Annotated in this window: 14 protein-coding genes; 9 read left to right on the top strand and 5 right to left on the bottom strand. The window is 58.4% G+C overall.

The window, feature by feature from the left end; genetic code table 11:
- The first annotated feature begins 23 nt into the window (after nt 1–23).
- From FIV05_RS18710 to mgtE, 6 genes are all read left to right on the top strand, one after another.
- Nucleotides 24–341, top strand: a complete 318-nt coding sequence (locus tag FIV05_RS18710) for a hypothetical protein (protein WP_152510577.1) — start codon at nt 24–26, stop codon at nt 339–341.
- 93 nt (nt 342–434) lie between these two features.
- Nucleotides 435–1,859: a circularly permuted type 2 ATP-grasp protein gene (locus FIV05_RS18705; RefSeq protein ID WP_031268326.1), complete on the top strand. Its 1,425-nt coding sequence runs from the start codon at nt 435–437 to the stop codon at nt 1,857–1,859.
- A 9-nt stretch (nt 1,860–1,868) separates the two neighbouring features.
- Nucleotides 1,869–2,819 (top strand): alpha-E domain-containing protein, encoded by a 951-nt coding sequence (locus FIV05_RS18700; protein ID WP_152510576.1) that lies wholly within the window; start codon nt 1,869–1,871, stop codon nt 2,817–2,819.
- Between the two features lie 28 nt (nt 2,820–2,847).
- Nucleotides 2,848–3,666, top strand: coding sequence for a transglutaminase family protein (locus FIV05_RS18695; protein ID WP_152510575.1), 819 nt, complete (start codon nt 2,848–2,850; stop codon nt 3,664–3,666).
- Between the two features lie 131 nt (nt 3,667–3,797).
- Entirely contained in the window at nt 3,798–4,529 is a 732-nt protein-coding gene (locus tag FIV05_RS18690) for a proteasome-type protease (protein WP_152510574.1), read from the top strand.
- A gap of 77 nt (nt 4,530–4,606) precedes the next feature.
- Nucleotides 4,607–6,031: a magnesium transporter gene (gene mgtE, locus FIV05_RS18685; RefSeq protein ID WP_152510573.1), complete on the top strand. Its 1,425-nt coding sequence runs from the start codon at nt 4,607–4,609 to the stop codon at nt 6,029–6,031.
- 36 nt (nt 6,032–6,067) lie between these two features.
- On the opposite strand, the gene FIV05_RS18680 is transcribed toward mgtE, so the two are convergent.
- On the bottom strand, nt 6,068–6,841 hold the full coding sequence (locus FIV05_RS18680) for an ATP12 family protein (RefSeq protein WP_152510572.1): 774 nt from the start codon (nt 6,839–6,841) through the stop codon (nt 6,068–6,070).
- Nucleotides 6,841–7,521 (bottom strand): HAD-IA family hydrolase, encoded by a 681-nt coding sequence (locus tag FIV05_RS18675; protein WP_152510571.1) that lies wholly within the window; start codon nt 7,519–7,521, stop codon nt 6,841–6,843. The genes FIV05_RS18680 and FIV05_RS18675 overlap by 1 nt, the downstream gene beginning before the upstream one ends.
- Nucleotides 7,522–7,922: 401 nt before the next feature.
- On the opposite strand from FIV05_RS18675, the gene FIV05_RS18670 reads away from it, so the two are divergent.
- From FIV05_RS18670 to FIV05_RS18665, 3 genes are all read left to right on the top strand, one after another.
- The gene (locus tag FIV05_RS18670; RefSeq protein WP_152510570.1) at nt 7,923–9,212 is read left to right on the top strand and encodes a DUF2778 domain-containing protein; all 1,290 of its coding nucleotides are present in this window, start codon (nt 7,923–7,925) and stop codon (nt 9,210–9,212) included.
- Nucleotides 9,213–9,374: 162 nt separating this feature from the next.
- Nucleotides 9,375–9,545 carry a hypothetical protein gene (locus FIV05_RS31630; protein WP_167579595.1) on the top strand — a complete coding sequence of 57 codons (171 nt, stop codon included), beginning with the start codon at nt 9,375–9,377 and terminating at the stop codon, nt 9,543–9,545.
- 46 nt (nt 9,546–9,591) lie between these two features.
- On the top strand, nt 9,592–10,098 hold the full coding sequence (locus FIV05_RS18665) for an ATP-binding protein (protein ID WP_152510569.1): 507 nt from the start codon (nt 9,592–9,594) through the stop codon (nt 10,096–10,098).
- 26 nt (nt 10,099–10,124) lie between these two features.
- Here the strand turns inward: FIV05_RS18665 and FIV05_RS18660 are convergent, their stop codons facing one another.
- The 3 genes from FIV05_RS18660 to FIV05_RS18650 all read right to left on the bottom strand — a co-directional run bounded on the left by FIV05_RS18660 (nt 10,125) and on the right by FIV05_RS18650 (nt 12,542).
- Entirely contained in the window at nt 10,125–11,144 is a 1,020-nt protein-coding gene (locus FIV05_RS18660; protein ID WP_035909367.1) for an RluA family pseudouridine synthase, read from the bottom strand.
- 123 nt (nt 11,145–11,267) lie between these two features.
- A complete protein-coding gene (crcB, locus tag FIV05_RS18655; protein ID WP_055654707.1) occupies nt 11,268–11,651 on the bottom strand; it encodes a fluoride efflux transporter CrcB in 384 nt (127 codons plus the stop codon).
- 102 nt (nt 11,652–11,753) lie between these two features.
- On the bottom strand, nt 11,754–12,542 hold the full coding sequence (locus FIV05_RS18650; RefSeq protein ID WP_062488547.1) for a sterol desaturase family protein: 789 nt from the start codon (nt 12,540–12,542) through the stop codon (nt 11,754–11,756).
- Nucleotides 12,543–12,576 lie beyond the last annotated feature (34 nt).

Raw genomic sequence — 12,576 nt, 5'->3', positions numbered from 1 at the left:
GGGCAGCAAATCGGTTTTCGATCATGCTGCCCGAACTGCCCATCGACTGTGCATATTGGATTGAACACAACTTCTGTCTGACTGAACAAGCAGATGTTACCACTCCGGTCTGGCAGGTTTTGGCGGGTAGCAGACGCCCACCGATCCGGCCACTCGTCTTTCCCGGCCCCGTCCCGCAGCAAGGATGCCGTAACGTTCATTTGAGCCCATCATTTTGGCGAAGTTCGCATGCGCAAGCGGTGAAAAACACCGCCTTCAAATCCTTTTTCAGTGGTCGAAAAAAATATATTCAACCTGAGGGAACCTCAGGATTTTTCGATGAATTTCAGCTCGTTGCCTAATTTGCAGGCACTGTCGCCGCGACATTGAACTTTGACACCTTTCAGAATTTTGCCATGATTGCCCAAGAACGAAGCATCGGCAAAGGGGAGGCAATGGCGGACGAACGCACTTTCTTCAATGAAATGCTCGACGAGGCCAACAAGCCGCGCCAGCCATACGCCCGGCTCGCCAAATGGCTGGAAGACAAACCAGCCAACTTTCTGACCAAGAAGGGCCGCGACGCTGAAACCATTTTCCGCAGACTTGGCATCACCTTCGCGGTTTATGGAGCGGAAGAAGCTACCGAACGGCTGATCCCGTTTGATCCCATCCCGCGCATCATCTCGGCTCCGGAGTGGCGGCGCCTGTCTGCAGGCATCGACCAGCGTGTGCGGGCTCTGAACGCCTTCCTGCACGACATCTACCATCGCCAGGAAATTTTGCGCGCAGGCAGGATCCCGGCGGAGCTCGTGCTGCAGAACGAGGCATTCCTGCCTGAAATGGCCGGGTTCACCCCTGCCCGCAAGGTCTATGCCCACATCATCGGAACCGATCTGGTCCGCGTGTCGGAAAACGAATTCTACGTGCTGGAAGACAACACGCGCACGCCTTCAGGTGTCTCTTACATGATGGAGAACCGGGAGACGATGATGCGTCTCTTCCCCGAGCTCTTTCAGAGTCACCGGGTCGCCGCAGTGGAGCAATATCCCGAGAACCTCCTGCAGACGCTGGAAAGCGTCGCACCGGATCCCTCGAAGTCTTCGCAAACGATCGTTGTCCTGACCCCGGGCATCTATAACTCCGCCTATTTCGAACATGCTTTCCTGGCTGATTCCATGGGCGTGGAACTGGTGGAAGGCCGGGATCTGTTCGTTGATGCCGGACATGTCTACATGCGCACAACGCGCGAACCGAAGCAGGTCGACGTCATCTACCGGCGTATCGACGATGCCTTCCTCGATCCGCTGACCTTCAATCCGGGCAGCATGCTCGGTGTGCCGGGCCTCTTCGATGCCTATCGCGCCGGCAACGTCACCATCTGCAATGCGCCGGGAACGGGTATTGCCGACGACAAGGCGATCTATGCCTATGTCCCGGACATCATCGAGTTCTACACGGGCCAGAAACCGATCCTGAACAACGTTCCGACGTGGAACTGCTCACGGCCGGATGACCTCGCCTATGTTCTGGACAATCTTGAGGACATTGTCGTCAAGGAAGTCCACGGTTCGGGCGGCTACGGCATGCTGATCGGTCCGACCGCATCGAAGCGGGAAATCGCGGAATTCCGGAAAGTCCTGGAAACCAACCCTTCCAACTATATTGCCCAGCCGACCCTGGCGCTGTCGGCCTGCCCGACACACGTCGCTTCGGGTGTCGCCCCGCGCCACGTCGATCTGCGCCCCTACGTGCTGATCGGCGATCAGGTCCGCATCACGCCAGGTGGCCTGACACGGGTTGCCCTCAAGAAAGGCTCGCTCGTCGTCAACTCCAGCCAGGGTGGCGGCACAAAAGACACCTGGGTACTTGAGGACTGAGAGAACCAGATGCTCGGAAGAACCGCCTCTTCGCTGTTTTGGATGTCGCGCTACCACGAGCGTGCCCAGAATGTTTCCCGTCTCCTTGAGGTCGCCTGTCGTGGCGCCATCATCTCCCATTCGGGTCAGGAGGACGGAACCCACTGGACCTTCGCCCTCGCCTGCGCGGGGTGCGAGACCGGATACAAGCAGAAATACGAGGAACTGAACGGCCGCAACGTGGCGGCCCACATGATCTTTTCCAAGGAAAACACCTCAAGCGTCCGCAGCTGCCTGGAACTTGCCAGGAACAACGCTCGCGCCGTTCGCACCGGCATCACGGCTGAACTCTGGGAAGCCATCAACACCACATGGATCGAGTTCACCGATGTGAACCCGCAATCCATCACCCAGGAAAAACTGCCGGACTTTCTCGCCTGGGTTAATCAGCGGGCGCACCTGTTCCGCGGCGCGCTGCTGAACACGATCCTGCGCGACGACGGTTATTTCTTCAGCCAGATGGGGAATTTCGTGGAACGGTCGGACAACACGGCCCGCATCCTCGACACCTACTACTGGACCCTGCTGCCGGACAGCGACATCATCGGTGACGGCTCTTTGGAGCACTATCAGTGGTCCGCGATCCTGCGAGCCCTGTCCGGGCGGAGAAGCTACCGGTTTGCGTATCCGAATGCCCGACTGAAAGCGTTCAACATTGCCGAGTTTCTGATCCTCAGAACGGAAATGCCCCGGTCCCTTGCCCATTGCTACGACTGGATGGCCGATACCGCGGAAGACCTGGCCCAGTTCTATGGTTCGCGTGAACCAAGCCTGGACATGGCAGCGGACATGGCAAAAGACCTGGCTGAAAAGCAGATGCACGAAATCTATCAGCAGGGACTGCATGACTTCCTCTCGGATTTCATCAACAAAAACAATCTTTTCGCCCATCAGCTTTGCGAAGACTACAATTTCGCCTGACCCTGGAACCCCGCAGAACCGGTGCAGCATGCGACTGACTGTCAGACATACGACCCGATACCGTTACGAGACGCCACTCGCCAACGCCATGCAGCAGTTGCGCCTGACGCCCGAGGATGGCCCGAGCCAGAGAGTTGTCGAATGGTCCATCGAAGCACCCGGCATTGAACGGGCGACGACCTACAAGGACGCTTTCGGCAACCAGGTTCACATGGTTTCGCGTAGCGAGCCGATCGAGGACGTCGAGATCACCGCCAGCGGTATTGTCGAGACGACGGATACCAACGGAATTCTCGGCCACGAACCGGATGCCGGCATCCCACCGCGGATTTACACAAGAGTCACTCCGCTTACGCAATCCAACCAGGCGATCCGCAAATTGGCGGCCAACGCGGAAGGGCATGACAAGATTGCCGGGTTCCATGCTCTGATGCATGCCATCCGCGACAAGGTCGACTACAAGGTGGGCGTCACCGAAACGCATGCTCCGGCCACTGCCGTACTGGCCGCCGGAGAAGGCGTCTGCCAGGATCACGCGCATATTTTCATCGCCGCCGCACGTTCCATCGGCGTTCCGGCAAGGTACGTTTCCGGCTATCTGCTGCTGGAAGACGAACAGGCTTCGGAAGCCCATCATGCCTGGGCCGAAGTGATGATAAACGGTCTTGGCTGGACCGGATTCGACATATCCAACGCAATGTGTCCGACCGATCGCTATATCCGCTTGACGGTGGGCCTGGATTCCCGTTCAGCTGCCCCTATCAGGGGGATCCGTTTTGGCGGGCTTGAGGAAAACCTGCATGTTGAGGTCGATGTGGCCCAGGCCGCATTCCAGCAACAGCAGTAAGTGTCTTTCAAACCGCCCGAACAGGCTCACTCCAGCAAAAGATGTTAAAGGGCAACCTGCGCCCTGCCTGATGGATGCTTGCCCTTTAGGGGCTCCAGCATCGGGTCTTGGCGCAGTCTGAGGGCTTGGGAATGACCTATTGCGTTGGCTTGAAACTGGATCGCGGGCTGGTGTTCGCCGCGGACACACGCACCAACGCCGGTGTCGACAACATTGCCACGTTCAAGAAACTCCACGTATGGGAAGAGCCAGGCGAGCGGGTGATCACCCTGCTCTCGGCCGGCAACCTTGCGGTCACCCAGGCTGTCGTCTCGCTTTTGAGTGAGCACATCACGTCTGCCGAAAGCGACCGGGCGACCCTGATGACCGCAAAGACCATGTTCCAGGTTGCCCGCCTCGTCGGCAGTGCGGTTCGTGAGGTCAAGGCGATCGACGGCGAAGCCCTTGCAACAAGTGCGGAAAACTTCTTCGTCACCTTCATTCTGGGCGGCCAGATCAAGGGTGAGGAACCGCGCATGTTCCAGATCTATGCGGCCGGCAACTTCATCGAGGTCTGTGAAGACACGCCCTATCTGCAGATCGGAGAGCACAAATACGGCAAGCCGATCCTGGACCGGGTCACGCGTGCGGACATGCGCCTCGGTGAAGCGGCCAAGCTGGTGCTGCTGTCCTTTGACAGCACGCTGAGGTCGAACCTGTCCGTCGGCATGCCCATCGACATGTTGCTCTACAACACCGACAGCTTTTCCACCAACCGCCAGGTGCGCATTCAGCAGGACGACCCGTATTTCCAGAAACTGTCCCGGGGCTGGTCAGACAAGTTGCGGCAGGCCTTTGCCGATATTGAGGAATTTGAAGTCTGATCCGGCAGGAAACTGTCAGGCGGACGTCACAATCGATCAGTAGAAGCGGACCGGACCCTTCCGGAAAGTGAGTATCCATGAGCAATTCCAGCGACGTCGCCGAGCTTGACCCAACCGCATGGACCAGGGAGCCGGCTAACGAACCGCTGGAAATCAATGATGCTGCGCTCCGGGCCGTGCGCGAGATGATCAAGTTGGGCCAGCGCACGCAGCTGGTCGAACTGCTCAAGCGCTGGGACCCCGTCGACGTCATGCAATTGTTGACGCGGCTGCGCCTGAAACATGCCCGCAAATTGTTCCAGTGGTTGCCGGCCAACCCGTCGATCAAGGTCATTGCCGAGCTTCGACCGGAATTCCGTTCGATTCTGATGGAAGAATCCACCCTTGAGCAGTTTCGGGATATTCTCGCCGGTCTCGATCCGGAAGATGCCATCGAAATTCTCAACGAGTTTCCGGACGATGTCGCGGACGAACTGATCGCGCGCTTGCCGGATGTGGAAGACATCGCAACGCGCGGTTCCTATGCCGACGACACCGCGGGCCGCGTGATGGCCCGCAAGTTCGTTGCCCTTCCCGAAACCTGCACCGCCGGCGAAGCCGTCGCGCAGATGCGCGCGGAAGCCAGCCGCATTCGCAAGGTCTTTACCGTTTATGTGACCGATGCCGACGGCAAGCTGACCGGAACAGTGGAAGTCGGCAAGCTTCTGCTCGCTCCGGCGGACGCACCCTTGTCCAGCTTCATGAACCGCGACGTGATTGCCGTGTCCACGGATACCGACCAGGAAGAAGTGCTGCGGCTCGCCCGAAAACGCGACATGCGCACCGTGCCGGTCGTCAGCGGAGAAGGCCACCTGATCGGCCGGATTACGCCCAAGCAGTTGACACGCATCGCCTCGGACGAAGCCAACGAGGACATGCTGCTGATGAGCGGCGTTTCCTCAGAAGCCCGGTCGGATGACACGGTGCTGCGCATAGTACGCGGCCGCCTGCCCTGGCTGCTGGCCGGTCTGGTGGGGGCCAGCGTTGCTGCAACGGTGGTCGGTTCCTATGAAGACCAGTTGGCGGAAGCCGCCATCCTGGCCGCTTTCATTCCCGTCACCATGTCCATGGCCGGAAACGCGGGCCTGCAGGCCTCCGCTGTGGCGGTGCAAGGCATTGCGACCGGAGCCTTGTGGTCCGGCGACATCTTCTACCGCCTGCTGAAGGAAATGGTGGCGGCGCTCTTCAACGGCGCTATCGCCGGCACGATCCTAGGCTGTCTCGTACTCGTGGCTTCACTGATCGTGCCGCTGGAAGACCCGCTGCACCTTGCCCTGGCCACATCGCTGTCACTGCTGTGCGTCACCACGCTTGCAACCATGGTCGGCGCCACCATACCAATCATTCTGGACAAGATCGGCATCGACCCGGCCATGGCCATCGGTGTCTTCATCACCTCGTCCAACGACGTTCTCGGCGTGCTCATTTTCTTTCTGATGGCAACGACGTTCTACTTGGGGTGAAGCCAATACGCTCCACACCACATCGCAGGGAAATTGTTACGCTTCTCGCAGGATCAGAACCGCCGCGTCGAATTCCTTGCGCTTGTAGGCTCGGACGAGAGCAGCTTCCGCGTCTTCGCCCCAGCGCTCGATGTTGAAGTCCTCTTCCACATGAGCGGCCGTCCAGGCGGCATCGGCGTCGAGGTAGTTTTCCAGCAGACCAAGCCCCAGGAGCGCTGAGCCTGTCAGGCTGGTGATCGTATGGAGCGCTGCGAGGCGCATCGGGGTCAGGTCGGAAAGTCGGGCCCGATAGGCGACAAGCAGCGGTTCCGGCTGGGCAGCGTGAATGACGCCTTCGATCAGCACGAAACGGCCGCCGAGCAACCCGCCTGCCCAGTCCACGACCGGATCCCACATGCGCCTTTGGGTGTCGATCAGGCTTTGCGGATCGTCCGCGCGGTAGCACAGCGCATCATTGCCGGCAAACCGGGTGATATCGTCAGCCACTTCGCCAAACCGGATGCTGACTGCATCAAGCGCTGAATTGGAAATCCGGGTCAGCGGCATGGTGGCCGGATTGATTTCCTTCTGCTGAGCCTGCCATTCGGCGGCAACCGCTGCAGCAAGCGCCTCACTCGGCAGCAACAAGGCCGCCTTGCCCGGTGTCTTGACGGGCCTTCCGTCCAGATGAATCGCGAAACCGCCGTCCACGGCAACATGGGTTGCTTCCTTGTAGAAACGCTTAGGCAATTCGCGCCTGGAGAGTTCGCGCGCCCGCTGCTCCGGATCCTTGGCCGCATCTTCCTGCAAGGTTTCAAGAAAGTCGCGCATCACATTGTTTCCTTGTCGAAATCCAGAAGTTCACCAAGTGTCAAATCCAGCTCGGCATAGGTCTGGATGATCTTGTCTGCACCATCAGCACTCAGCCGGTCATGATCATGATAACCCCAGGCAACACCCAGGGCATGTGTGCCGGCGGCCTTGGCCATCGCCATGTCAAAACCGGTATCACCGATCATGATGGTTCGTGTCCTGTCCGCTCCGGTCTCCGCCATTGCCCGCAGCACCATGTCCGGATGAGGCTTGGAGGGTGAGGTATCAGCTGTCTGGACGGTCACGAAGCGTCCATGCAGATCATGGGTATCCAGCATGTGCGTGACCCCACGCATCGCTTTGCCGGTGGCAATTCCAAGAAGGACATCGTCACGCGCATTCAACCGGATGATAGCCTCGCGAGCACCCGGATAAAGCGGGTCGAGATCCAACCCTTCCCTCCTGCGGGACCACTTCGCCTGTTTATAGGCGTTGGACATCACCGGGATCTTGTCCTGGTGTTCAGGTCCAACGAGATCCAGAAAAGCCTCGTCCAGCGACCGTCCGACGATTGAGAGCGCCGTTTCCCGGTCAGGCATGGGCAGGCCCGCAGCCTCGAAACCGACCTGCAGGCCTTGCAAAATGGTTTTCTGACTGTCCACCAGCGTGCCGTCGACGTCGAAGATGATCAGATACATGGGCATCCTGTGCCAAGCGAACGGAAAGTAGCCCGCATGTGCCGGGTTTTCCTCCGGGGGTCAAGAGCACATTTGACACTGCCCCGGATTGGAAGTTTTGCCGACATCTACGTCATTGATTGGTAAATTCAACAATAGGCAAAGACTTCCACAGTCTGCGGCAAATTGACGTTCAATCTTTGGATATCGCCAATTTTGAAAAACCGCCCGAAAATTGCCTCTTTAGAGTGATTACCGGTCTCTTGGCTGCTTGCATATTTATCGTAAAGAACTTGGTTACCATGATCGACGATACTGCTGCAGGCGGGTGGGCATGAACGTTTGGGGCAAGATTGTCACCAAAGGATACGAATTTGGAGCGCGGTCGAACAAGACCGGCGTAACAGAGTGGTTTTGTCTGAATGATTCAGAAGAAACAAAAGGTCGGCCTGAAGGGGCAAGCAAAATCCCGGAAGACCAGCCGGACTTTTTATACGATCCTCGCGGGGGCAACTTTGGTGATATCCGGTTTGGCCGGAACCGCCACTTATCTTGGAACCTCGATCGCCCCGTCTCATTTTGTTGCCGCCGGCACTGAGCCGCAGAAGACATTGACGCTTGCGCAGACAACCCCTGCCGTAGCTTCTCTTGGTCTGGCCCCGATGGCGCTGACAACGAAAAAACGGCAATCCGCCGAAGCGGAGGCCGCGCTTGCAGCCCAAAAAGCCGCCGAACAGGCCGCAGCAATAGCTGCAAAAGCAGAAGCAGCGCTCAAGGCGGAAGCCGCGGCACTCGAAGCCGAGGCTAAAAAGGCTGCGAAGGTGGCCCTTGCCGCCAAGCTCGCAAGGCTGAAACTCGCCCAGACACTTCTGGCCCATCAAGCTGCTTCAGAAACCACAAGTGTTACCGCGCTCGATGAACCGGCAGCCGATGACGCTGCGCCGAATGTCGAGGTCGCAGCGTTACAAAGCGTCGGCACCACGGCTGAAGCAGAGACGAATGTTGCTGCAAAGCCTGAACAGACGGCCGTGAACATTGCCATGGCTGCGGGTAATCCGGCCAAACCCGGCGCCATTCTGCCACCGACCCCGGACATGAAACCCGAACCGCCACGCCGCAGCGCGCCGGTGGTTGCAGAAAACCGTCCTGAAGGCAGGGAAAAGCCTGAACAAGCGTCTCCCGTTCTGGCCTATGCAACGCCAGGAAATCCGGAAGAAGATGAAAACGGAGTGTTCGGCGGTCTCGGCAAATTGTTCGGCAGCGCCAAGCCCGGCCTTCCCGGTGCAGGCAGCAAGATCGCCGTCTATGACATCAGCGCCGCAACCGTTCACATGCCGGACGGAACCAAGCTTGAGGCCCATTCCGGTATCGGACACCGGATGGACAATCCGAAATATTCACACGTGAAGATGCTCGGTCCGACGCCGCCCAACATCTACAACTTGAGAATGCGCGAACGCCGTTTCCATGGCGTGGAAGCCATTCGCATGCTGCCGCAGGACCGTGCTGCCATGAAAGGCCGTGACGGCATGCTGACCCATACGCGTCTGCTGCGCCGCTCCATCGGGTCCCATGGCTGTGTTGCCTTCAAGGACTACAACAAGTTCCTGAACGCATTCAAACGCGGCCACGTAAAGACCTTGATCGTCGTTCCGTCGATGGAAAAGCTGCCGACCTACATGGCAAAACTTCAGCGGAGCACCGGAGCCTGACCTTGCAGGCAACTGCCGGATTGGATATGCCTTCTAAACATCCCGTTTTCAGTCGAGAGCGGGATGTTTCATCGTTATGGGGCCGCCAGCACGTTCTGGTCTGACGGCCTCAATCAGGCAACTGCCGTTGCAGCATAGCGCCCTGCCCGCCCGGAGCTTTTCTTGACCAAGATCATCCTGTTGCTGCTGTTCATGATTGCCGCGATCCAGGTGATCAAACCGCTTGGCTGGCCTGGTCTCAAGAAACGCTCGGATGCCTGGAAACTGGTGGCGGGCGTTGTGTGCATCACCTTTGCGTCGGTGATCCTGGGTGCACTGTTTCAGGGCGTTTGATTACGTCCACCAGGTTTGCAAACATCCGACAGCGAGCTCCCATCAAATGCTACCATCTGACGACGCTCCAACTCTGCATCTGTTTTGCGGCAAGGTTGCTTCCGGCAAGTCGACATTGGCGGATCGCTTTGCCGAACGTCCCGGCAACATTCTCCTGCGGGAAGACGTCTGGCTGTCCGGTCTCTACGCTGACCAGATGTCCAGCCTCGCAGATTTTGTCCGCTGTTCGTCACTCTTGAGAAAAACGATAACGCCGCATGTGGCAGCCCTGCTGGAAAGCGGTCTTTCCGTGGTACTGGACTTTCATGCCAACACGAAAGAAAGCCGGCAATGGATGCGTGCCATTGCCGACAAGGTCGAGTGCAAGCATCAGCTTCATTTTCTCGATGTGCCGGATGAGGTCTGCAAGGAACGCCTTCGCCAGCGCAATGCCGCCGGGAAGCACGAGTTCTCGGTGTCCGAGGCCGAGTTCGACCGGATCTCAAGCCACTTTCAGCCACCGGCGGAAGACGAGAGCTTCAATCTGAAGGTCTATCCCGCCGCCGGCAGCTAGACTTCTGCCAAAGCAGAGAACCGCTATCAGCGCTTGTTGAGCGCGTCGTCCGGATCATCCACTTCCGGATCATAGTCCGTTGCATCAAATCCGAGCAGATTCCAGGTCTGCTGCATGTGTGGCGGCAGCGGTGCCGAAACATCGATCGTGCCATGGCCCGACGGATGCGGGATCACGATCCGGCGCGCCAGCAGATGCAGCCGGTTCTGGATACCACCCGGCAGCTCCCAGTTCTCGATATTGAAATACTTGTCGTCACCGATGATCGGATGGCCGATATGAGCCGCATGTGCGCGCAACTGGTGCGTTCGGCCCGTCACCGGCTTCATCGTCACCCAGGAAAGCTTCTGGCCGGACTTTTCGAAGACGGAATAGAGCGACACGGCGTGCTGTGCCTCATCGTCGCCCTGACGCACGATCTGCATGCGTTCTTCGCCGTCATTTCTGGCCAGGAAGGTGGAAATGCGGCCCTGAAACGGCTTCGGAACACCCGCCAGGATTGCCCAGTAGATCTTCTGGGTATTCCGGTGACGGAAGGCCTTTGTCAGTTCCTGCGCGGCCTGACGCGTACGGGCAACCAGAATGATGCCGGAGGTCTCACGGTCAAGACGGTGCACCAGACGCGGCTTGTTGCCCTTGCGGTCGGTATAGGCGTCCAGCATGCCATCCAGGTGGCGCTTGAGGCCTGAACCGCCCTGAACAGCAAGACCTGCCGGCTTGTTGAGCACCATTACCTGGCTGTCTTCAAACAGCAGCATGTCCTCAATGGCCTTGCGGTCGTCAGCAATCAGCTTGGTGGATTTCGGCTTGGCATTCTTCTTGTCGTCCGCCGGAAGTTCCACCCCGAGAGGTGGAATACGGATCATCTGCCCCTTGGCGATACGGGTGTTCGTCTCGGCACGCTTGCCGTCGACGCGGACCTGCCCCGTACGCAGCAGTTTCTGCAGATGACCGAATCCAAGGCCCGGGTAATGGGACTTGAACCAACGGTCGAGGCGCATGCCCGCCTCATCGGCGGACACTTGTTTCTGTTCAATCGCGGACATGTTTTTCTCAAATTCGGCATCCGGCCTGCCGCCGTGACGCGCATCCATCGCCCCTGCATCAAGGCGGGGGGAAAATTCGTTCCGCAGCGTATAGGCGGAATCGGCCCGAAAGGGAAGGAATTCTTAAGTTGCGACCTGGCGCATGATCATCAGTCCGGCAAACACGGCAAGAATGGACAAGGCGACAGAGGCAAGAACATACATGAGTGCCAGATGCGTGTCGCCGCGCTCCCATAGCACTGAGGTGTCGAGCGAAAACGCGGAGAACGTCGTGAAGCCGCCAAGGAAGCCGGTCGCCACGAAATAGCGCAATGACTGCAGGTTGCCGGTCTCATGGCGAACCAGCCAACCGATGAAAAGCCCCATGGCCAGTGAGCCGACGACATTGACAGTAAGAGTTCCGACAGGAAAACCCGGCCCAAACAAACGGAGCGTCGCAAGCGACACCAGATGCCGTCCGCCCGCACCCAGACCACCGCCCAGCATCACCAGCAAAAGATGTTTCAAACTGTCGCCCCGCTTCTAACTGGTCCCAGTCGCCCCTGAATACGCCGAGTTCAATCCGTGCATGGGTGAACCATCACGGAATCTGCCGGGCCAGGGAAAGCCCTATTCGCCGGGAGCCGCCGGCTTTGCAGCCGATTTTTCGCCCATCTGTTCAAACACCTTGACCTGCTCATCGTACTTCGGGTCGATGGTGCCGCAGACACGGTCCCAGAACGAAAAGAAATTGGCGTAATTGTAGCGGAAGCGCGAATGGTGCTGGTCGTGAAAAGTCACGCAGACCATCGGCGAAGGCATGCGCGACATCGGCGACGCCCAGAATTCGAAACCGGAATGGCCGATTGTACCATTGAAATGGTCCCACAGCCGGTGAACGATCAGCACGGGGATCGGGATCGGCAGGAAGATGACCGCCCACAGATAATAACTCTGCATGACAAAGGCATCGACCAGATCGTCGGAATAGGTGCTCCAAACAGTCGGCGCGACCGAGCGGTGATGTTCCGCATGAAAACGGTACATCGCCTTCGTATGCATGAACCGGTGGCCCCAGTAGAACCAGGTGTCGAAGGCAAGGATGGAAACGACAAACATCAGGATTGCAGACCACCAGGTCAGCTCCAGCGGCGCGACCAGGGTCCAGCCCTTCATCGAAAGGAAGATGCCGCCGGCAAGACAGCCCGCGGTCACGGTCAACGAATAGACGCTGGCCCGGATTTCCTTCCACATGCGCTTTTCGCCACGCCGGTTCTGCTGAATACGCCGCTCCGGGTGCCGGTTCTGTATCTTCACCAGCACCCAGCCGGTCGCAAAATACAGGAACACGTTCACAGCGTAGCACGCTGCGTAAATCGGCAGGAATTCAAGCAATATCGTCAGCGCCTGATCGAGCATATCTCTTCATACATCCATTTGGTCGGTTGGCTGA

Source organism: Labrenzia sp. THAF191a, assembly GCF_009363335.1.
GTDB classification, from domain to species: Bacteria; Pseudomonadota; Alphaproteobacteria; order Rhizobiales; family Stappiaceae; genus Roseibium; species Roseibium algicola.
This window is presented reverse-complemented; position numbering and strand designations above follow the sequence as displayed.

What these genes read in the sequence shown, in the direction of transcription:
- FIV05_RS18710 (WP_152510577.1), top strand. Translation starts at nt 24, where the DNA reads ATGCTGCCCGAACTGCCCATCGACTGTGCATATTGGATTGAACACAAC.
- FIV05_RS18705 (WP_031268326.1), top strand. Translation starts at nt 435, where the DNA reads ATGGCGGACGAACGCACTTTCTTCAATGAAATGCTCGACGAGGCCAAC.
- FIV05_RS18700 (WP_152510576.1), top strand. Translation starts at nt 1,869, where the DNA reads ATGCTCGGAAGAACCGCCTCTTCGCTGTTTTGGATGTCGCGCTACCAC.
- FIV05_RS18695 (WP_152510575.1), top strand. Translation starts at nt 2,848, where the DNA reads ATGCGACTGACTGTCAGACATACGACCCGATACCGTTACGAGACGCCA.
- FIV05_RS18690 (WP_152510574.1), top strand. Translation starts at nt 3,798, where the DNA reads ATGACCTATTGCGTTGGCTTGAAACTGGATCGCGGGCTGGTGTTCGCC.
- mgtE (WP_152510573.1), top strand. Translation starts at nt 4,607, where the DNA reads ATGAGCAATTCCAGCGACGTCGCCGAGCTTGACCCAACCGCATGGACC.
- FIV05_RS18680 (WP_152510572.1), bottom strand. Translation starts at nt 6,841, where the DNA reads ATGCGCGACTTTCTTGAAACCTTGCAGGAAGATGCGGCCAAGGATCCG.
- FIV05_RS18675 (WP_152510571.1), bottom strand. Translation starts at nt 7,521, where the DNA reads ATGTATCTGATCATCTTCGACGTCGACGGCACGCTGGTGGACAGTCAG.
- FIV05_RS18670 (WP_152510570.1), top strand. Translation starts at nt 7,923, where the DNA reads ATGATTCAGAAGAAACAAAAGGTCGGCCTGAAGGGGCAAGCAAAATCC.
- FIV05_RS18665 (WP_152510569.1), top strand. Translation starts at nt 9,592, where the DNA reads ATGCTACCATCTGACGACGCTCCAACTCTGCATCTGTTTTGCGGCAAG.
- FIV05_RS18660 (WP_035909367.1), bottom strand. Translation starts at nt 11,144, where the DNA reads ATGTCCGCGATTGAACAGAAACAAGTGTCCGCCGATGAGGCGGGCATG.
- FIV05_RS18650 (WP_062488547.1), bottom strand. Translation starts at nt 12,542, where the DNA reads ATGCTCGATCAGGCGCTGACGATATTGCTTGAATTCCTGCCGATTTAC.